General features: G+C 50.4%; 16 protein-coding genes, 1 tRNA gene and 2 rRNA genes (1 of these 19 running past the window's edge). 4 read left to right on the top strand and 15 right to left on the bottom strand.

Translation table 11 applies throughout. The features are described 5' to 3' along the window. Nucleotides 1-75 precede the first annotated feature (75 nt). A complete protein-coding gene (gene typA, locus GL2_RS07905; protein WP_143730139.1) occupies nucleotides 76-1,884 on the top strand; it encodes a translational GTPase TypA in 1,809 nt (602 codons plus the stop codon). A gap of 450 nt (nucleotides 1,885-2,334) precedes the next feature. Here typA and GL2_RS07900 read toward each other — a convergent pair whose 3' ends face one another. Both GL2_RS07900 and GL2_RS07895 read right to left on the bottom strand, forming a co-directional pair. After that, complete coding sequence (locus GL2_RS07900) at nucleotides 2,335-3,309, bottom strand: phenylacetaldoxime dehydratase family protein (RefSeq protein WP_143730138.1); 975 nt, start codon at nucleotides 3,307-3,309, stop codon at nucleotides 2,335-2,337. 252 nt (nucleotides 3,310-3,561) lie between these two features. Next, nucleotides 3,562-4,080, bottom strand: coding sequence for a macro domain-containing protein (locus GL2_RS07895; RefSeq protein ID WP_143730137.1), 519 nt, complete (start codon nucleotides 4,078-4,080; stop codon nucleotides 3,562-3,564). A gap of 170 nt (nucleotides 4,081-4,250) precedes the next feature. On the opposite strand from GL2_RS07895, the gene GL2_RS07890 reads away from it, so the two are divergent. Then, on the top strand, nucleotides 4,251-5,333 hold the full coding sequence (locus GL2_RS07890) for a diguanylate cyclase (protein WP_143730136.1): 1,083 nt from the start codon (nucleotides 4,251-4,253) through the stop codon (nucleotides 5,331-5,333). Between the two features lie 13 nt (nucleotides 5,334-5,346). On the opposite strand, the gene GL2_RS07885 is transcribed toward GL2_RS07890, so the two are convergent. From GL2_RS07885 to GL2_RS07850, 8 genes are all read right to left on the bottom strand, one after another. Next, a complete protein-coding gene (locus GL2_RS07885; protein WP_143730135.1) occupies nucleotides 5,347-6,117 on the bottom strand; it encodes a VIT1/CCC1 transporter family protein in 771 nt (256 codons plus the stop codon). A 188-nt stretch (nucleotides 6,118-6,305) separates the two neighbouring features. After that, entirely contained in the window at nucleotides 6,306-7,085 is a 780-nt protein-coding gene (locus GL2_RS07880; RefSeq protein WP_232053789.1) for a hypothetical protein, read from the bottom strand. A 14-nt stretch (nucleotides 7,086-7,099) separates the two neighbouring features. Next, nucleotides 7,100-7,669, bottom strand: a complete 570-nt coding sequence (locus GL2_RS07875) for a hypothetical protein (RefSeq protein ID WP_143730134.1) — start codon at nucleotides 7,667-7,669, stop codon at nucleotides 7,100-7,102. Between the two features lie 129 nt (nucleotides 7,670-7,798). Next, on the bottom strand, nucleotides 7,799-9,691 hold the full coding sequence (locus tag GL2_RS07870) for a DUF885 family protein (protein WP_143730133.1): 1,893 nt from the start codon (nucleotides 9,689-9,691) through the stop codon (nucleotides 7,799-7,801). Between the two features lie 131 nt (nucleotides 9,692-9,822). Continuing rightward, on the bottom strand, nucleotides 9,823-10,704 hold the full coding sequence (locus GL2_RS07865; protein ID WP_143730132.1) for a mechanosensitive ion channel family protein: 882 nt from the start codon (nucleotides 10,702-10,704) through the stop codon (nucleotides 9,823-9,825). Nucleotides 10,705-10,750: 46 nt separating this feature from the next. Next, a complete protein-coding gene (locus tag GL2_RS07860; protein WP_143730131.1) occupies nucleotides 10,751-11,344 on the bottom strand; it encodes a DNA-3-methyladenine glycosylase I in 594 nt (197 codons plus the stop codon). Nucleotides 11,345-11,527: 183 nt separating this feature from the next. Then, on the bottom strand, nucleotides 11,528-12,517 hold the full coding sequence (locus GL2_RS07855; RefSeq protein ID WP_143730130.1) for an SDR family oxidoreductase: 990 nt from the start codon (nucleotides 12,515-12,517) through the stop codon (nucleotides 11,528-11,530). A 231-nt stretch (nucleotides 12,518-12,748) separates the two neighbouring features. Next, nucleotides 12,749-14,857, bottom strand: a complete 2,109-nt coding sequence (locus GL2_RS07850; RefSeq protein ID WP_143730129.1) for a prolyl oligopeptidase family protein — start codon at nucleotides 14,855-14,857, stop codon at nucleotides 12,749-12,751. Between the two features lie 87 nt (nucleotides 14,858-14,944). Here GL2_RS07850 and dtd point away from each other — a divergent pair, with 87 nt between their 5' ends. After that, nucleotides 14,945-15,382, top strand: a complete 438-nt coding sequence (gene dtd / locus GL2_RS07845; RefSeq protein ID WP_143730128.1) for a D-aminoacyl-tRNA deacylase — start codon at nucleotides 14,945-14,947, stop codon at nucleotides 15,380-15,382. A 216-nt stretch (nucleotides 15,383-15,598) separates the two neighbouring features. After that, a complete protein-coding gene (locus tag GL2_RS07840; RefSeq protein WP_143730127.1) occupies nucleotides 15,599-16,120 on the top strand; it encodes a GNAT family N-acetyltransferase in 522 nt (173 codons plus the stop codon). A 104-nt stretch (nucleotides 16,121-16,224) separates the two neighbouring features. Here the strand turns inward: GL2_RS07840 and GL2_RS07835 are convergent, their stop codons facing one another. The 5 genes from GL2_RS07835 to GL2_RS07820 form a co-directional block, all read right to left on the bottom strand. Beyond that, a complete protein-coding gene (locus tag GL2_RS07835; protein WP_143730126.1) occupies nucleotides 16,225-17,220 on the bottom strand; it encodes a YncE family protein in 996 nt (331 codons plus the stop codon). 580 nt (nucleotides 17,221-17,800) lie between these two features. After that, nucleotides 17,801-17,956, bottom strand: coding sequence for a hypothetical protein (locus GL2_RS21455; protein ID WP_172621045.1), 156 nt, complete (start codon nucleotides 17,954-17,956; stop codon nucleotides 17,801-17,803). 42 nt (nucleotides 17,957-17,998) lie between these two features. Then, nucleotides 17,999-18,114: ribosomal RNA gene (rrf, locus tag GL2_RS07830) — 5S ribosomal RNA — on the bottom strand. Between the two features lie 206 nt (nucleotides 18,115-18,320). Beyond that, nucleotides 18,321-21,204: ribosomal RNA gene (locus GL2_RS07825) — 23S ribosomal RNA — on the bottom strand. A gap of 267 nt (nucleotides 21,205-21,471) precedes the next feature. Beyond that, nucleotides 21,472-21,501 (bottom strand) — tRNA-Ala (locus tag GL2_RS07820) (it continues 46 nt past the right edge of the window).

Raw genomic sequence — 21,501 nt, 5'->3', positions numbered from 1 at the left:
TGGCCGGAATGCTGCTGTTGATACCCCGCAGGCCCCCGCCCCGATTTACCAAGATTTAACGCCCAGAGGCCCCCAGTGATAGACAATCTGCGCAATATTGCGATTATCGCCCACGTAGACCACGGCAAAACCACCCTGGTGGACAAGCTGCTGTCCCAGTCCGGCACCCTCGACCGCCGCGACGAAGGCGCCGAGCGGGTCATGGACTCCAACGATCAAGAGCGTGAGCGCGGCATCACCATCCTGGCGAAGAACACCGCTATTCGCTGGAACGACTACCGCATCAATATCGTCGACACTCCCGGGCACGCCGACTTCGGCGGTGAGGTAGAGCGCGTGCTGTCCATGGTCGACTCAGTATTACTGCTCGTCGATGCTGTGGACGGCCCTATGCCGCAGACCCGCTTCGTTACCCAGAAAGCCTTTGAGCAGGGCCTCAACCCTATCGTGGTCATCAATAAAATCGACCGCCCTGGCGCCCGCCCGGATTGGGTAATGGACCAGGTTTTCGACCTGTTCGACAGCCTCGGTGCCACCGATGAACAACTCGATTTCCCGGTAGTCTACGCCTCTGCCCTGAACGGCATTGCCGGCCTCGACGATACCGACATGGCGGACGATATGACGCCTCTGTTCCAGATGATTGTGGACAAGGTTGAGCCGCCCAAAGTCGACCCTACCGGCGCCTTCCAGATGCAGATTTCCGCCCTGGATTATTCCAGCTATGTCGGCGTGATCGGCGTTGGTCGTATCACTCGCGGTACCCTGAAGCCCAATCAACAGGTTGTAGTACTGGACCGCGAAGGCAATTCGCGCAAGGCCAAGGTACTTCAGGTTATGGGCTACCTGGGTCTGGAGCGTGTCGAGGTTGAGCAGGCTAGTGCCGGCGACATCGTCTGCATCACCGGTGTGGGCGAGTTGAATATCTCCGACACCTTGTGTGATGTCGACACCCCGGAAGCCCTGCCCGCCCTGAGCGTGGACGAGCCCACCGTGAGCATGACTTTCCAGGTCAACGACTCTCCCTTTGCCGGTCAGGACGGCAAGTACGTCACCTCCCGCAATATCAAAGAGCGCCTGGACCAGGAGCTGATCCACAACGTGGCTCTGCGCGTAGAGCAAGGCGACTCCCCGGATAAATTCAAGGTTTCCGGCCGTGGCGAGCTGCACTTGTCTGTTCTGATCGAATCCATGCGCCGCGAAGGTTTTGAATTGGGTGTATCCCGCCCCGAAGTGGTGCAGAGAGAAGTTGACGGAGAAATCCACGAACCCTATGAGCAGGTGGTTATCGACGTTGAGGAACCACACCAGGGTCCGATTATGGAAGAGCTGGGTCTGCGTAAGGCCGACCTCACCAATATGGAACCGGACGGCAAAGGCCGCGTGCGCCTGACCTTTATCGTGCCCTCCCGCGGCATGATCGGCTTCCGCTCGCAGTTCCTCACCATCACCAGTGGTTCCGGCATCATGACCAGCATCTTCGACCACTACGGTCCGGTGAAGCAGGGCGAAGTGGCCAAACGTATCAACGGTGTTCTGGTTTCCATGGTCAAAGGCAAGACCCTCGCCTACGGCCTGTTCGCTCTGCAAGACCGCGGTCGCTTGTTCCTGGGCCATGGTGAAGAAGTCTATGAAGGTCAGATCGTCGGTATTCACTCCCGCGGCAACGATCTCGTGGTTAACCCCACCAAAGCCAAGCAGCTAACCAACGTGCGCGCTTCCGGTACCGATGACGCACTCACCCTGTCGCCGCCTATTCGCCACACCCTTGAGCAGGCGCTGGAATTTATCGAAGATGATGAACTGGTAGAGGTAACACCAAACTTTATCCGTTTGCGCAAGAAAATCCTGCAGGAAAATATGCGCAAGCGCGCGAAGAAATGATTTTCTTCTGAGAAATAAAAAGGGCCCAATTGGGCCCTTTTTATTAATAGCTTGCAGCTGTTTTTCTGCTTGAGCCTCTATTTACGCCAAAAATTTACACTCATTACATCTAGTATCCTCACAGGTTCTCCGTACCTAATGGGATTATTTATTCGCTTGCAAACGCAATTCCGGGCACCAAGAAAATACGGAGTCAATATCCACCCCAGGATCAAATTTCATTCGATTTTCAGCAGCCGGAATGAAATTCATTGCCGCAATCAAAATCCATGAAGGTAGACCTACTGACAACAAGTTTTATGACTGGCAATTTTCCCAATCAGGATATCCTCAGGGGTTGAGTACTAATAAACCTTGCCGTTTATTCTTCAAATCTGGTTTCAGACAGCAGTCTATTCCTTGATTAGAAGGGCAGGATAATTATTTATAACCTCCAAATATCATTCCTTTTTACCTCAGAAATCGCCTCAATCCGGTTCCAGGATGGCACCCTCTGTACATGGCCTTTCCCTTACCCCGGGGAACCACAGCAACCTCATGACTTAACAGCAGGTGCATCTCAGGGGCAAAACGTACTGCATGTTGTTGAGCCGCTGTGTAGATAGCTTTGTGCGTGTGGTGATTATGTACCCAGTTTTCCAAGTCTTTCAGTGAGACAAACCAGGCTATTGTCTCTGTATCGGGCCTTCCCCGTGCCGGCTTCTCATCTTGTAAAAGACGCGCACTGAGACAGCGAGATTTAATTGGATTTTCAGCAAGATACCTTACTCCCTGCTCATATTTTGGGAATAACTTCTCTACGTAGGTTTCCCGCTCGACAGAACTTACCGTTGAATAACCCTGCACAGTTCGGATCATGCAGGCATTTTCAGGCAGCATGATCTCTTCACCTGATTGTTCTGCTAGCAATACTGGCTCCAGTTTTTTTAAATGGCCTGGAAGTCCATCATTCTCGGCTGCAGCAATACGATCACGCATAGCTCCCCAATAAGCATGATCTCTTTGCTCACAAACTTCAAAATGTCGAAAAAGGCCCCAGTCCGCTATTGGCATAGATGCCGAGACTTCGAAATGGCTGCGTGGAACAGCCAGTGCTTCATACCAGAACCCACACCCCTCCCTGATATTTACCGCCAACTCACTAATTCCCTTGGGCAGCCACTCATTCATGGAGTCTTCACAGGTCCAGTATGTAATGGCGATATCATTATAAGCACCCTGAGAGTCAATATGACCTGCGCGCTCAAAATGTAGTAAGCCCTCAGCAAGAGACAAAGAATTTGCCAGGCGACTAAATAGCAAATCATTTAGCTTGCCATCCATCAACTGTAAAGCAACCTGGCACTGTACATACCATGCCTCAGGAGGAAGAGCCAACTCCCAAGAAGGGTATGGAGGTTCAAAATTACCTGGACGGTTTTTCATGATTCCTTTCTTGCTTTCAAATTAAATAAATTGCAATGAACTTCATTACATAACTGGTTCTTCAAAAACCCATAAAATCAACAGGAAGTATCAAGAGCTAGATAATTTTCCCTCTATTGAATATTTTTTATTCTCAACTTTAAAATTATCGTAAAGTCGCTGTACAGAATTTATCTGGCAAGACAAGACTCTATTTTGACATTGTTGAATCTAGCCATACGGCTTAATAGTACGGACGTACTCAGGAAAGCATCAAACTCTAAAGAATCTTCGTTCAACACTTTGCCACTCGCTCAAAGCAGTTGGAGAATGCAGGCAAACCGTAATTTGCTCGAACTTATCAGTATACTCATGCAGTACTTCCAAAGCCTGGTGTGCGGCAATCACATGGGGAAATCGATTAGTACCTGCTCCAAGTGCAGGAAAAAGAATATGCTTAAGGGCTTTTTTTTCTGCCAGGTCAAGCACACTTTCGTAGCAATATCGTAGCTGTTTTATCGCCTGAGCACCCCATTGATCACCACTACTCCACTGTGGTGTAACCGTATGCAACAGATAATCCACTGGCAGGTGGAAAGCTTTGGTGATACGCGCCTCCCCCACCGCACATTCCGGTTGTTTTTTACACTGTTGCTCAAGCTCTCTACCACCCAGGGCAAAAATTTGAGCGGAAAGCCCACGTCCACAAATAAGGTGTTTATGTGCAGGGCATGCGAGTGCATCACCACGCAAGGTCAGAATATCGCCCCAAGTCAGATCAATTTGTGTCACGGTTTCTCAGTTCTTAAGTTTGGTTTACAGATACTTTAGCTTGCTACTTTGGTCGGTGAGCGAATCCCCCTATACTCAGCGCAGCTTCATAGCGCCGATGAATGCAGTGACGCTACCCGACGCTTGATCATTAGCGGAAAGTTGTAGCCGGTAGAGCAGCAGAGAAAACCATGAACACAGGGTATAACAAACAGAATCCCTCGATGGCCACACCGATGAAGGAGCTGGAGCGTATAGATCTGCGCCGCCGTATCATGGCGTCATCCTATATGTTGATATTCGCGATGGCGGTAACTGGTGCCATGGCAGTAATTGCCCTGACTGCTGCCGATATCCTGCAAGCCATTACTCTCTCTGCCGCAGCGGTAGTTATTTTGGGCGCTTATGTCGCAATCAATGTAATGGGTCCCAGCGAAAAGACGCCACTTTTGGTCGGAATCCTGTTACTGGTACTCTATTTCTATTTGTTGTTATCTGGTGGAGTAAATAATACTGGTTTGATGTGGGCAGTCATGCTGGTACCAGGCTTTATCAACCTCTACGGTTATAAGACCGGCACCGTCGCACTCATCGCTATTGGCACAGTTACCGCCACCGCACTTTTCTACCCTAATTTTCCCGGCCTGACCGCAGAATATGATACCGCTTATCGCGCGCGCTTTATTGCAGTGTTTGGCGCCCTTACCGCACTGACAGCTCTGCTCGACAGCAGTCGCCACCACACTCAACAACTGCTGCAAAGGCTGACAGGGGAGCTGGAGAAAAACGCTTCCACGGACACCCTAACCGGCCTCGCCAATCGCCGTGAAGCCTATCGCGCAATTCATGATATGGAGCGCCGCAACAAGGAGCTGCGCGACCGATATGTGATCCTGATTGGTGACCTGGATAATTTTAAAACGATAAACGATACCCACGGTCACGCTTTTGGTGATCGCATATTACAGGATGTTGCCAAGATCCTTCGGAGCAATACACGTACGGAGGATATTGTAGCGCGCTGGGGTGGTGAAGAATTCCTACTGCTATTGCCCAATACCGACGTACGCGGAGGCAGTGTTTTGGCGGAAAAATTGCGCCGCAAGGTGGAGGCATTAAGCCGCCGCTATGTACAGTCAGTCAAAGTTTCCATCAGCTTCGGATTAGTTGAGGGCAGCAGTAACGGCAACCCTCATAACCAGCTGTTGGCAGAGGCAGACAAACGTATGTACCGTGCCAAGAACAGCGGCCGCAACCAGGTGGTGGCGGCCTGAAAAGGCGCATACCTCAGCCGATAAAACCGCGCAGGAAGAAACCCACCCCCAGGGCAAGCAGGGCCGCACCCCCACCAAAAATCAGGGTTTTGATGCCCGCAGCCAGCACGTGTTGGGAGAACACCAGCCCCTTACATAAACCAATGGCAAAGAAGGTACTGGCCGCCAGGGCAGCGCTGCCGTAGAACTGTTCAGAAGTACTGAGAGGGGAAACTAGATAGGGCAGGAGTGGCGCAGTACCAACCCCGATAAACGCCACAAAAGTCACCAATGCAGAACCTAGGGGCCTACGCGCTGAGCGACTGATCCCATATTCCTCCGTCAGCATGGTATCTACCCATAGCTGGCGATTAGCGGTAATAGTCGCAACAATCTCATCCAGGACCTGCCCGCGAAACCCCTTGCGCTGAAAAATCTGGCGAATCTCCTCGCGCTCCCCCTCCGGCACCAGGTCGATATGCTGGCGTTCAGTGCGGGCAGCTGCCGCTGCCTGATCCCGCTCTACGCTCACAGCCTCGTAGTTACTAACCGCCATGCTAAAACCATCGGCGATCAAGTTAGCGAAGCCCATTACCAATACTACCGATTCTGAGAATCCCGCACCAAAAGCACCGGCAACTATGGCAAAGGTAGTGACACAGCCATCGATAGCCCCGAGAACAAAATCTGAAACCCGCTGTGATCTCGGTTCCCTGCCCAAACGGGCGCGGATGCGCTCGGGGCGGTGCTCCTTGAGCAGTGCCTGCCTGGAAAGTTTGTCGGAACCCCTTTCCCTATCTGTCATGCTGAAGCCTCTTGGCTCTTACTGGCTCAATATAAAAACTCCGCACCATATAGACATACACCATTTCCTCTTCAGCATATAGTTTCATGACATGCGAGTTGCGGCCAGGCATCTGGCTGTGCAACATTTCGCAAAATCTGCCCGCCAGGAAAGCGTGACACGATAGCGAGTCAGACTCTGCGCCAAATTTATTTCACAATAAAACTACCCTGGTCGACACCGGTGTTACCGGTCTTTGGATCGTAGGCATAAACCAGCATTTCGTATACGCCAGGTACACGGGTTGTGAAAGGTGCACTGAAGGTATTCATAGTCTCCTGAATTTCCAACGGCACTACAGCGAAGTCCTCCCCATCTTTTTTCACCAGGGCTGCAACCTCGATTTTACTGCCATCCCAGAGACCGCCATCTGTAAGGGAGCATCCGCACATCATCACCACATTGGCGCGTATCTCAAACGGGCTTTTATCCAAACCGGTATACAGGTGCGTCTGCGGACTAAGCAGGTCCACTACCATACCGGGAACCTCCACGATCAAACCCTCACCATTAATGGGCTTTCCGGGTACCAACCAGGTTTGGGTTTGCGCCACCACACGGGCTTGCTTCTTGATATAGGGAGCCTGAACCTCCACGGTCAGGAATACTGGTTCACTGATATCCAGTGTTGTGGTGAAGCCCGCAGCTCCCTCGCTAATAGGCACATATCGCTCCCTTGGCATCTTCATGATCTTACCGGTATCACCAGTACTACCCTGGGTTAACCCCTTTGCCAGGATTTCACCGGTATCCGCCCTGCGGATAATCACCATGGCTCCTCCAATTGAAGAGCCAATAAATTTAGCGTCCTTGGCCTTGGCTCGCACAGTAATTTCAGTGGGAGTCACTTTGGATTCAGTTTCAGCCCAGGCTCCAGGAGTAAGGATTTGCAGCAGTACTACTAAAAATATAAAAATAATGTTATTCACTATAATTTCCCTAATTACTGGAGTATTGAAGGGGCAACATAACCAATAATTACAAATACCCATAGAACGGCACCAATAGCCAACCACAGAATATTAACTGCTGTTAAGTTGGTATTGGAAGCTCCATCGACATCATTACAGGCTAAATTTGCGGCTTTTTGTGCTTGGAAAACTGGCCAGGCAGACAGGGGAAGCAGCAGTAAACTTAAATAGTAAAATGGCGTACCTACAGGAGCAAACATTGAAATCCAACCAAGCAGGTCAGAAATAATGTAAATAATCGCCATTAGAATAAAATGCCACTTATATCCACCCCCATCAATCTCAATACTCTGCTGTATTTTTTTGAAAAGCGAATATACAAAAATAAAAGAAAATATGGCGCGTAGCACTGGCAACATTTTTTTGCCATGTGCACGCTTGTACCCTCGCCACTGTCGGTAGAACCAATAAAGTGCGTACATCCCTAAAGTGCCAAAATACAATATCAGGAACTTTGTTTTAGAAACGACGTAAAACTCTGTTTCACACGCAGAGTCCCGATTTAGATTAGCCTCCGGCGCACTATACATATTCCTGCCCATCTTTTCCCTCTAGATAAAAAATACCAACAACTAACTTTCTAATTACTCAAATAACAGACGAAGTCCGAATTGGTCATCCAATAAAAAAGCCGGGCGATGCCCGGCTTTCTTTAGGAGTCAATTCGCAAATTATGCGCGTTTAACTGACTCCACCCAAGAGGCTACACGGCTTTCCAGTACCGGTACCGGCAGTGCTCCACCGCCCAGTACGGTATCGTGGAAGCCCCGGATATCGAACCTATCACCCAGTTGCTCTTCGGCTTGCTTACGCAGTTCCTGGATTTTCAACATACCGATTTTGTAAGCGGTAGCCTGTCCCGGCCATACCAGATAACGGCGCACTTCGGAGCGCACAGCAGTTTCGGGAATCGCAGAGTTCTCCAAGAAGTACTCTACAGCCTGCTCCTCAGTCCAGCCCTTGGCGTGCATACCGGTATCCACTACCAAGCGAATAGCGCGCCACATTTCTGCTGTCAGATGACCAAACAGGTTGTAGGGGTCCTCAAAGGCGCCCATTTCCATGGCCAGTTTTTCAGAGTACAGCGCCCAGCCCTCGGCATATACGGTGAAATGCGCCTGGGTGCGGAACTGAGGAATGCCCTCAAGCTCCTGCGCGATGGAGATCTGCATATGGTGGCCGGGATTGCCCTCGTGATAGGCCACAGTTTCCATATCAGTGGTGGAATAAGCACTCATGTCGGACAGGTGCGCGTAGTAGATACCCGGGCGGGAACCGTCCGGAGTACCGGGATAATAGTGCTGAGCACCACCGTCCTGCTCGCGGAAGGACTCCACACGCTTCACGATTAACTCAGCCTTGGGTAGCAGGCCAAAGTATTCGGGCAGTTTTTTGGAGATATTGTCGAGGAAGGCAGTAGAGTCATCCAGGTAACCCTGGCGGCCCTCATCGGTATTCGGGTAATAGAACTGGCCATCTTCACGGATAAATTTGAAGAAATCCTGCAGATTGCCTTCATAGCCCACCTGCTTCTTGATCGTTTCCATTTCGGCACGAATGCGCGCTACTTCCTTAAGGCCGATATTGTGAATCTCATCGGCAGTCAGGCTGGTGGTGGTAGTGCTGGCTAGGCGCTGGTTGTAGTAGGCCATGCCGTTTGGCAGAGTGCTGGCACCCTGGGGTTCCGCAGAGGCCTTTTGCATGTCTTCTTTCAACCAAGCAATCAGGGTCTCATAAGCTGGCAGGAATTCGCTTTCAAGTGCCTTGCGGGCATCGGCCGTCAGCTTGTCAGCCTGCTTTTGATCAATCTTTCCGGCTTCCAGAAGCTCAGCAATTTTGCCTTTAGCACCGGCCCATAAGGGCGCGTCGTCCCCATCGCCAAAGGGAGCACCGGCAACCAGCTTGCTGGACTGCTCAATAGCCCCCTCGTAGGCAAAACGTGGCGGACGGACACCCTCTTTAGAGGACTGCACGGCGCGCTCACGTAACTGGTTGATAGCACGGGAAATACCACCAATACGGGCGATATAGGCCTGCATATCTTCGATATTGTCCACTTTGTGGAAATTCAGCAGGAAGTTTGGCAGCTGAGACTGCACCCCGCCCATCTGTTCAAAGATATAGCCGTGACGCTTAAAAGGCTCGGCAGCCTTGGCCTGCTCATACTGGTAGATCCAGATATCGTAGGATGTTTTACCTTCCTGGCTCAGCTTGTCGTAGTCAAAATTCTTTTTCAGCTCGGCGACAGCCTTTCCCTTCCAGGCCAACTGGCGTGCTGCAGCAGCTTCGCTCATATCGTCTATCTGGTCGTACTGCTCTTTGCGGCCAAGATAGGAGAGCTGCATGGGACTGAACCGCAGCTGCTCTTCGTAGCGCGCATCCAGCCACTCGGTCAGGCGCTTGGTCTCAGCCACTGCATCAACGGTTACAGGGGCTTCGGCAACGGCACTCTGCACTTTGTCGGCATTCGCTCCTGCCTGAGCGTTCTTATCGCCCTGACAGCCCGCGAGGATAGCGACAGCCAGCAGGCTGGGAATCAAAGGGTTGTTCAGCTTAATCGGCATTTTCCTATCTCGGTCAAAAGTTGTACAAAAAAACGCCGCTAACTTTGACACGAAATCAACCAGGTGTCGATTGAAGCACCTTCAAATGCCATATCTGTGCGTTGAGCCGTGTTAGAGAGGAGAATCTGGTCTCAATTAGCCGGGCTGTCTGGGTCCTGTGTCACCCCACCCCTTGCACTACCGGAACTAATGGCGCTCTTATCCACGTCTTTTTCCAGTATATGCAGTTCGCGCTGAGGAAAGGGGATAGTTAGCCCAGCCTCTTCCAGAGCCGGTTTCAGGCGCTCCATCAGGTTCCAGTAAACTTCCCAGTACTGGTCGGTCTCGCTCCAGGCACGCAGCTGCAGATTCACTGCACTATCGGTCAGTGCTCGAACCGTATAACTGGGCTCCGGTTCAGACAGGATACGTGGCTCCTCCGCCACCAGCCTGCGCAACACGCCCAGGCCCGCCTCTATATCATCTCCGTAAGCAATGCTCGCCACTATTTCAATGCGCCGGGTTTTATTGTGACTGAAGTTAGTGAGCGCCTGCCCCCAAATCACACTATTGGGCACACTGATACGTAGACCATCGGGAGTATCCAGTTCGGTGGTGAAGAGCCCCACCTCCCGCACAGTCCCCAGCGTCTGGCCAAATTGAATTGCATCGCCCAGGTGAAATGGGCGCAGTCCCAGCAGGATAAAACCCGCGGCAATATTCTGCAGGGTATCCTTGAGTGCTAGCCCCACTGCCAGACCGGTTGCACCGAGCAGGGCAATCAGGCTGGTGGTATTGATGCCAAAGACATCCAGTACCACCAATGCCCCAACAATATAAATGGCCCAGGTGGCGATATTGCGCAGTACTGGGACCAGGGTAGCATCGAGCCGGCTAGGCAGACGCTCTACAACCCGGCGCGCCAAATGTGCCGCACCAAGGGTCAAAGCTGTCACCAATAACGCAGCCCCGAACCGCAGGAGACCGGTAATCAACAAAGGCCAGTAGTCTGTAGCCAGGTTATCCAGGTTCACAGATGCCTTCCCAGTGCGACAATGTCCGTCCTCCCAATTTACTCATCTACAACAACCCTGCGACTTCAGCCTCATTCACGCAGCGTTGATATGCCGGGCAGGAGTGCAGGTGATCGTTCACCATCCCCGTTGCCTGCATGTGGGCATACATAATGGTAGAGCCTACGAAGCTGAAGCCGGCTTTTTTTAGCGCCTTGCTCATTGCATCAGACTCCGGTGTACTTGCGGGCACCTGCTTGAGAGAAGCGGGGCGATTGACGATGACACGCCCATCGGTAAACCGCCAGAGAAACTCCGATAGGGATTGCCCCTTTTCCCGCAATGTCAGGGTGGCGCGGGCATTTTTAACTGCAGATTCCACTTTCAAACGATTGCGTATAATCCCGGGGTCTTGCAGTAATTTTTCCACTCTTTTAGGGGTATAGCGCGCAATTTTTTCTACATCAAAATTATCGAAAAGGCGGCGATAATTTTTCCGTTTATTCAGTACCGTTATCCAGGAAAGGCCTGCCTGGGCACCCTCCAATAACAGGAATTCAAATAAAATTTTATCGTCTGTAACCGGGCGTCCCCATTCCTCATCGTGGTATTGCTGGTACAACGGCGTTGACAGGCACCAGCTGCAGCGCTGCTCCTCCATTATTGACTCCTAAAAAAAATTTCAGCAAATATAACTCCCTCCCAAAACTCTGGACCGTCTTGAGCCTACATACTTGTGTGTAGTTGCCGACGGGGCGCTATTGCGCCCCAGAAAAGAAATAGTGCTGGATTAACTGTAGAACCAGTAACAAGGCGACCAGAATAAAAATGATATTACTGCGATTCACTTTGACTCCAATAAATTTTGCTGTACTAACCAGTCGCGACACTCGCACAACATGGTATCCAGTGCCACCTGTGATTGATAACCTAATTCACGCTCCGCCTTGGCACTACTGGCTACGACACGACGAGTAACCAGAGTAGCTTTTTCTGGCGTAATTATCGGCTCATTTCCGCTTACCCGAGACCAAAGATCGGAGAACCAGGCGATAGATTGAATTACGAAGGCAGGAGTGGTGCGCTTGGGTACAGGCTTGTGTAGTAGCTCGGAGATTTTTCCAAAAAATTCCAGGAAGCTGGCATCGGTGCCGGCGAGAATATAATTCTCACCACAGCGACCCTTTTCAACCGCAGTAATATGCGCTCGCGCCACTGCGCCGGCGTGACAGAAAGAACCCCACCCCGGAGGTATCCCAGGTAGCTGGTTTTTATCGATCAGAAAAAAGGTCTGTGCCCAGCTGGACGTATCATATTTGCCCACAATCGCGCAGGGATTGAGAAACACCGCATTAAGCCCCTGCTCAATCTCATTGCGCACCGCGATTTCCTCGCGCTTTTTGGTATATAGGTAATGGTGGCGCGGGTCGTCAGCCAGCTTTTCGCTCTCTTCGGTAATCCTGTCCTGGTGATAGCCGTAAGCTGAAATTGAGCTGGTAACCACCATCCGGCCAACGTGTTTCTCCCTGGCCACACGCGCTATATTCGCTGCACCCTCGACATTATCCTTCCACTGTTGGGCATTGCCACCACGCCACATATTAGTATTGGCGGCCATATGGAAAACAGCATCAACATTTTGCGGGATGGCCGCATGTAGGGAATCGGGATCGTCCAGAGAAGCCTCAACCAGTTCGGCACCCATAGAACGCAGCATTTCAGTTTTTGACGTTTGCCGATGCATCGCGGTAACCCGCCAGCCATCCTTTATCAGTTGCTCCACCAGATTAGCACCGAGGAAACCGCTTCCCCCGGTTACAAATGCATGTTTCATAATTCCACCGGATGATTATTTATCGTTATTTGTCCCCAGTGATACTCTTCGCCGGAACCACTACCCACCGGAAGGGCAAACCAGCAGATAGAACCGCTGTCCCGGCAGAGCGGGCTGTACACCAAAATCCATTAATGACACAGCCCCCAAATTTAAACCCGCCAGTCAGTAAATTACCGAGAGTCACGATAAAAAGTGACCCCGATACTTACTTTGGGTTACTTAGACAGGCTACTCGATTTTCATACCCAGCTGATAGGCCAGGAAGCTCCATTGATTGGCGAAGTCTTCCACCTGCATCCACACCGGCTTGCCCGCACCATGCCCGGCCCGAGTCTCCACAGCGAGCCATACGGGCTTATCGCAGCCCTGATCTCTTTGAAGTGCAGCGGCAAACTTGTAGCTGTGCCACGGCACCACCCGGTCATCGCGGTCGGCGGTAGTGATCAGGGTTGCAGGGTAACAAGTTCCCTCACGAGTATTGTGCACCGGTGAATAGGCGTGCAGCGCCGCAAACTCCTCACGATTTTCACTCAAGCCGTAATCACTCGACCACTGGCGCGCATTGGCGGAAGCAGTGTGATATCGCAACATATCCAATACGCCCACCACAGGTAAAGCCGCAGCAAACAGGTCCGGGCGCTGCACCAGGGTAGCTCCCGCGAGCAGGCCGCCATTCGAGCGCCCACTGATACCCAGTTTTTCTGGAGAGGTTATCTTCTCCTCAATCAGCCACTCTGCCGCAGCGATAAAATCATCGAAAACATTCTGCTTTTCGGTTTTAGTGCCCGCGCGGTGCCAAGCATTGCCGTACTCGCTGCCACCACGTAAGTTGGCCAGAGCCAGGGTGCCACCCATGTCCAACCATCCCACGAAGCGGTTATAGAAGCGCGGTAGCTGGGCAGAATTAAAACCACCGTAGCCATATAGCAGTGTGGGGTTAGAGCCATCGCGCTTCATGTCTTTCTTGTGCACCAGGAACAGGGGCACGCGAGTGCCGTCCTTGCTCTTATAGAAGTGCTGGCTCACTGTCAGTTCGGAAAAGTCTGCGGCATATTTCGGCTGCTTGAACAACTTGGTTTCGCCGGTCTTCACGTTCAGGTGATAGACACTTGGTGGAGTAATGAAATTGGAAAACGAGTAGAAAGTTTCCACTCCATCCGGTTCGCCATAAAAACCTTTCACCGAGCCCACACCCGGCAGCTTCAACTCATACTGCTTCTTTCCATTGGTATCGGTCACCAATACCCGCGATTTGGCATCCTCCAGATAGTGCAGCACGAAGCGGTTGCCAATATAACTGGCGCTCTGCAGGGCGCTACCGGTCTCCGGCACCAGATCGCGCCAGTATTTCCGATTGGGCTTCTCCAGGTCGATAGCAATAACCCGGCCCAGTGGCGCCCCGGCACTGGTTTTGAAGAAGAAGGTACTCCCCTTATTACCGAGATACTGGTAGAGACCATCCCAGTCATCCAACAGCTTGACCACTTTACCGCTGTCATCGCGCAGATCGCGATAGTAGAAGCCGTTGGAATCATAGCCATCGAAAATACCAAACAGGAGGTAGTTACCATCATTACTCACCTCAGCCCCAGGGTTGCGAGTCGGGTGGTCGGTAATGCGATATACCAGTTGGTCGCTCTCCTGGGCATCACCCAGTCGATGGAAATAGATCGCTACCTGCTTGCTGTCGTCCGCACTGCCATCTTTGTTGAACGGATAGCGGCTGTAGTAGAAACCGGACTCATCGGGCGCCCAGCTGGCTCCACTGAACTTGATACCAGTCAGCTGCTCTTTCAGGTCCGCACCCGTTTTCAGGTCACGAATGCGATAGTCGGTCCAATCAGTTCCACCATCAGATATGCCATAGGCCAGATAGCGGCCCTTCGGGCTGACCTGGAGGCGCTTGGCGGCGATGGTTCCATCCTCGCTCAGGCTGCGCGGATCCAGCATTGGCTTGCCCTCCTGGGCAAGATTCCCGGTGCGATAGAAAATATTTTGGTCCCAGTCACCGTTGTTGTAGTCGTAGTAATAGCTATCGCCCTTCTTATAGGGCACACCGTAGCGCTCATAGCGCCACAACTCTGTGAGGCGGTCATTAATTTTCTGCCAGCCCGGTAGTGCTTTCAGGCGTGGCAGGGCAAACCCGTTCTGGGCCTCAACCCACTCTTTAACCTCTTTGCTCGATGTATCCTCCAACCAACGGTAGGGGTCTGCCACCTCAATACCGAAGTATTCATCCACATGTTCGACGACTTTATTTTTTGGATAACTGTCGGCCGCCTGCACACTGGCTGTAGCAAGGGTTCCGGCCAGCAGAGCCATAAGCTGTTTCTTCATACCGCTATTCCCGGTTTCTCTGCGTGAATCAGTCCGCTAATCTAGGCGATTTATTCACAAGGTTCCAGAGAGACAGAGAGGTCTGAGATGAAAGGATTGATCCAGCGGGTCAGCCACGCCCGTGTAGATGTGGCCGGACAGTCGGTTGGGGCCATTGATAATGGACTGCTACTACTGCTGGGTGTGGAGGCCAAAGACGACCGCGAGAGTGCAGACAAACTATTGTATAAGGTATTGAATTACCGGGTTTTTTCCGATGACAAAGGACGTATGAACCTGAATGTACAACAGGCCGGAGGTGGGTTGCTGATAGTCAGCCAGTTTACCCTGGTAGCCGAGACCGGCCGCGGCCTGCGCCCCAGCTTCAGTCGCGGTGCTAACCCCCAACAGGCTGAGGCGCTATACGATTACTTTATCGAACAAGCACAATCCCAGTTCGCTCCTGTAGCCTGTGGTATTTTTGCAGCAGACATGCAGGTTTCCCTTACAAATGATGGCCCGGTTACTTTTATGCTGGAAACATAATGTGCAGTGTCGCCACTGGATTTTTGGCGATTAACAGCCTGTAAATTATCGAGTACTCAATTGATTCCAGGGCCGCAACGGAAATTGTTTTAACTCGCACTTAGTGGATATAGTACACGTTCCCTTTGCCACCACGGCTGGCCGTAGGGCCTGGGTGAGGTTACCTATCCGCCTGTAGAATAGGTAAATTCAACTTAGTTTATATGGTTGATATATATGCAAATATCTGTAACAGAAAATATTCTCCTCCAACCCCTCGCAATTGCGGATGCACAGGAAATTCATTTACTTATTGAACAGAATCGTTGCCTATTGGCGAAATATCTCTATTGGGTAGAGTCCATCAAGGATCTCACCTGCACCAGGGAATATCTTTACCAGCGCATTTACAGTAAAAATACTGGAGCCGCCTGGTACAAGATTATTGTTGAAGAAAAGGTTTCAGGTATTTTTGGTATCAAAGCAGTAAACCCTCGTGAGCGATGCGCCGAAATTGGCTACTGGCTCTCCACCCACTGCCAGGGCCGAGGAGTTATGACGAAAGTAGTAGAAAAAATATGTGCACATCTAAAAAAGAGTCAGGGTATTCAGCAGCTGAGTATTCAGTGCCTGTCTGAAAATAAAGCTAGCATCGCCATAGCTAAACGGGTTGGCGGGGTTCATACTGATACAGTTGCAAACTATTATACTATTGATGGCAAAGTCCAAGATCTCAAACTCTATACTGTAGCCCTTTAGGAAACACTTTCTGCAATCAGTTATTTATTTTCAAGAGATAACACTTTAGGAGAGAGCTCAAAGACAACAGTTACAAAACAAACCACGCAACTTCGTCAGTGACCTTATTCCAGCTTGGTCTTTACCGGGCTCCACTCCAAACCATCCGCTCCCTGACCAGCCCTGAATACTCGCCCAACAGACCAATTCTCAGTATCTATCTCTACTACCTTTCCATCCCTTTGAGACCCCGCAAATAAGAATTTACCATCAGGGGAAAATAGTAGGGAGGCGGGCTCACGGGCACCTACAGCACCTACGTCAATTTCCTTGATCTCTTTACGTGTTGCTGCATCATAGATCAGTATTCTATGCCCCTGAAGGTCAGCTACAGCGACTAACTTCCCATCCGGGTTAAAGCGTATCCGAATAGGTAAATAACCCACGTCCAAGGTCTCCTTCTTCTTGAGAGTATCTGTGTCGTAAATAAAAATATTTTCCGACTGATTATTTCCTATCCATAACTCTTTACCATCAGGGCTGACCCAAACCGCCTCTGGTCCCTCACCCGCGGGTAGTGTGGTTTTCAGGTTCATTGACTCTGTATCAATAACGCTAAAAGTATCAGAGCCGCGACTGGTCACATAAGCGGTTTTACTATCTGGAGACAGTGCCAACAAGTGGCTACCTATCTGATCCGTTGAAACGGACCCAATTACTTTTCCCGATGAAACATCAACTTTAATAACATCATTGGTTTCTTCGGTTGTGACAATCACATTGTTACTATCGCTTAGCCAGGCAATGCCATGGGGACCCATGTGCGGGCTAATTTTTATGACGCTAACACGTCTGCCCGTTGCAACATCAAATACATTTAATTCCTCACCGACATAGCCATCCTCTAAATAGGAAACCACCACCGCCTTGCTTTTGTCGGGGGAAAGAATCATCTCATGGGGAGCTCCCCCTGTTTCTGACCGTTTGATTTCTTGGCCATTCTCTAGATCTATAAAACTGACTGTTCCTTCATATTTATTTCCCACGACCAGTGTGCTGGCATTAGGCGCCCCAATAGTTGTAAATAGGGTTGCCAACAAGCAGGCGAGCACTACTTTCATGCAGGGCCTCAAAATTACGCAATTATGGAGCACTAAGAATAGGCGTTAATTCAACTACTAAAAGAAAACAAACTCTAGAACCTTTTTTCATTAAAAAGGTTACTAACAGAATCCATGGATAGACCTGTGCATAATCCACTGCCAGGCCCCATTTCCCGTGGGGACCGTTTTACCGTGTAAAAAAACACCACCGATTCTGGGGGATTTCCACAAGTCTGCCGTTATTAACAGAATGCTTGGATAGACTTGTGCATAACTCTGGTATATCCGCTCCCGGCCTTACAGTTGTGTGACATCGGCCAAGCGCACAAAAAATCACCGATGCCTTATCGGTATTTTTTCAGTATTTTTTTCAGTGGAATTTCTTTTTTTTGCGGTAGAGGTTTTCTTGTTATTCGAAGTATTTATTTTGAGAATCCTACGAGTAGTGCGGTAAAACTATTCAGATAAACTCAGTGGTGGGAGGACAGATATTAATAAATAGCAGCTGTTATTTATTTTCGTGGTAAAGGTGTGTGGGAAAAAGCCTTTATTAAAAGCGCCAGAGGTTTTCTTGGATTTTTCTGAGCGTGTATTTTTCTTATTGGATTTTCCAGCCAGATTTTTGGCTATTTTTTCTGGCGATAAATTCCAACCCAGGATCCAATTCTAATCTCTCTAGCTTTTCTGTTTTTATTATTAATTTATTTAACCGATATTTTTTATTTTTTATTTTATTAAATATTTTTTCACGCATAAAAAAAGGGCCACCCAACTGGGTGGCCCTTTCGGATTAGAAGCCTGACGATGACCTACTCTCACATGGGGAAACCCCACACTACCATCGGCGATGTTGCGTTTCACTTCTGAGTTCGGCAAGGGATCAGGTGGTTCCACAACTCTATGGTCGTCAGGCAAACTGGCTTGGGTTGGCGTTGGTCTTATAAGCAATTTTGCTTGGCCTGCCGTGTTATCGCTGTTTGCCTCGGTCATATGACCGGCGATAACCCCAAATAAGTCGGTAAAACAATCTGTAGTAATACACCGCAAGTCGATCAATTGTGTGTCTCTAACTCACAATCCGCTAGCTTGCGCTAGTCGTTAGTAACCATCTCTGTTGTATGGTCAAGCCGCACGGGCAATTAGTACTGGTTAGCTCAACGCCTCACAACGCTTCCACACCCAGCCTATCAACGTGGTAGTCTTCCACGGCCCTTTAGGGGAATCAAGTTCCCAGGGAGATCTTATCTTGAAGGAGGCTTCCCGCTTAGATGCTTTCAGCGGTTATCCCGTCCGAACATAGCTACCCGGCAATGCCACTGGCGTGACAACCGGAACACCAGAGGTTCGTTCACTCCGGTCCTCTCGTACTAGGAGCAACTCTTCTCAAATCTCCAACGCCCACGGCAGATAGGGACCGAACTGTCTCACGACGTTCTAAACCCAGCTCGCGTACCACTTTAAATGGCGAACAGCCATACCCTTGGGACCGGCTTCAGCCCCAGGATGTGATGAGCCGACATCGAGGTGCCAAACACCGCCGTCGATGTGAACTCTTGGGCGGTATCAGCCTGTTATCCCCGGAGTACCTTTTATCCGTTGAGCGATGGCCCTTCCATACAGAACCACCGGATCACTATGACCTACTTTCGTACCTGCTCGACATGTCTGTCTCGCAGTCAAGCGCACTTATACCATTATGCTCATTGCATGATTTCCGACCATGCTGAGTGCACCTTCGTACTCCTCCGTTACTCTTTGGGAGGAGACCGCCCCAGTCAAACTACCCACCATACACTGTCCTCGATCCGGGTAACGGACCAGAGTTAGAACCTCAAACATACCAGGGTGGTATTTCAAGGACGGCTCCACAATAACTAGCGTTAATGCTTCAAAGCCTCCCACCTATCCTACACAAATAGGCTCAAAGTTCAGTGCAAAGCTGTAGTAAAGGTTCACGGGGTCTTTCCGTCTAGCCGCGGGTACACTGCATCTTAACAGCGATTTCAATTTCACTGAGTCTCTGGTGGAGACAGCGTGGCCATCGTTACGCCATTCGTGCAGGTCGGAACTTACCCGACAAGGAATTTCGCTACCTTAGGACCGTTATAGTTACGGCCGCCGTTTACCGGGGCTTCGATCAAGAGCTTCGCCGAAGCTAACCCCATCAATTAACCTTCCGGCACCGGGCAGGCGTCACACCGTATACGTCCTCTTACGAGTTTGCACAGTGCTATGTTTTTAATAAACAGTCGCAGCCACCTGGTCACTTCGACCGGCCTCAGCTTAGGGAGCAAGTCCCATCACCAAAACCGGCGTACCTTCTCCCGAAGTTACGGTACCATTTTGCCTAGTTCCTTCACCAGAGTTCTCTCAAGCGCCTTGGTATTCTCTACCTGACCACCTGTGTCGGTTTAGAGTACGGTTCACTATTGCCTGAAGCTTAGAAGTTTTTCCTGGAAGCATGGCATCAACCACTTCACTCACCGAGGTGAGCTTCGTCATCAATTCTCAGCCTTAGGGACCCGGATTTGCCTAAGTCCCCAGCCTACAACCTTAAACATGGACAACCAATCGCCATGCTGGCCTAGCCTTCTCCGTCACTCCGTCGCAGCAATAGCGAGTACAGGAATATTAACCTGTTTTCCATCGACTACGGCTTTCGCCCTCGCCTTAGGGGCCGACTAACCCTGTCCCGATTAGCGTTGGACAGGAACCCTTGGTCTTCCGGCGGGGAGGTTTTTCACCTCCCTTATCGTTACTCATGTCAGCATTCGCACTTGTGATACCTCCAGCAGACCTCCCGATCCACCTTCAACGGCTTACACAACGCTCCTCTACCATGCTAATAAATTAGCATCCGCAGCTTCGGTTACCAGTTTAGCCCCGGTATATCTTCCGCGCAGGCCGACTCGACTAGTGAGCTATTACGCTTTCTTTAAAGGATGGCTGCTTCTAAGCCAACCTCCTAGCTGTCTGGGCCTTCCCACATCGTTTCCCACTTAACTGGTATTTGGGACCTTAGCTGGCGGTCTGGGTTGTTTCCCTTTCCACGACGGACGTTAGCACCCGCCGTGTGTCTCCCGCGATTGCACTCCTCGGTATTCGGAGTTTGCATGGGGTTGGTAAGTCGGGATGACCCCCTAGCCCAAACAGTGCTCTACCCCCGAGGGTGAGACGCGAGGCGCTACCTAAATAGCTTTCGAGGAGAACCAGCTATCTCCCGGCTTGATTAGCCTTTCACTCCGATCCACAGGTCATCCCCTAATTTTTCAACATTAGTGGGTTCGGTCCTCCAGTTGATGTTACTCAACCTTCAACCTGCCCATGGATAGATCGCCGGGTTTCGGGTCTATTGCCTGCAACTAAACGCCCTATTAAGACTCGATTTCTCTACGGCTCCCCTAAGCGGTTAACCTTGCTACAGACAATAAGTCGCTGACCCATTATACAAAAGGTACGCAGTCACCCCGAAGGGCTCCTACTGCTTGTACGTATACGGTTTCAGGATCTATTTCACTCCCCTCTCCGGGGTTCTTTTCGCCTTTCCCTCACGGTACTGGTTCACTATCGGTCAGCTGGGAGTATTTAGCCTTGGAGGATGGTCCCCCCATGTTCAGTCAAGATAACACGTGTCCCGACCTACTCGATTTCACTCTAAATGCCTTTTCGTGTACGGGGCTATCACCCTGTATCGCGGTACTTTCCAGAACCTTCCACTAAAACATAAAGAGCTTAAGGGCTAATCCCCGTTCGCTCGCCGCTACTAAGGGAATCTCTATTGATTTCTTTTCCTCCGGGTACTTAGATGTTTCAGTTCCCCGGGTTCGCCTCCATAACCTATGTATTCAGTTATGGATACTCCTAAAAGGAGTGGGTTTCCCCATTCGGACATTCTAGGATCAAAGCTTGTGTGCCAGCTCCCCTAGACTTTTCGCAGGCTCCTACGTCCTTCATCGCCTCCAGCTGCCAAGGCATCCACCGTATACGCTTAGTCGCTTGACCATACAACACAAACGACTACTAACGACTTTGCATTTGAATGCGACCAAGCATTCAAACACCGGATTGTGTGCTTGAGAGACACACATATAATATTGATGTTGAGTATCGTTACTACTCAACCTCGCCTTGCAGTGTATTACTACAAATTGTTTCTACCTTGTTAAAGAGCATCTGATGTAAAAATCAGGAAGCTGAACTCTTGTTCTCAAACCGCGAGAAACTACCAAGAACTCAGTTTTCTGACTTCTAATGTTGGGATCCAGGAAATGGTGGAGCTAAGCGGGATCGAACCGCTGA

Source organism: Microbulbifer sp. GL-2 (genome assembly GCF_007183175.1).
Taxonomy (GTDB): domain Bacteria; phylum Pseudomonadota; class Gammaproteobacteria; order Pseudomonadales; family Cellvibrionaceae; genus Microbulbifer.
This window is presented reverse-complemented; position numbering and strand designations above follow the sequence as displayed.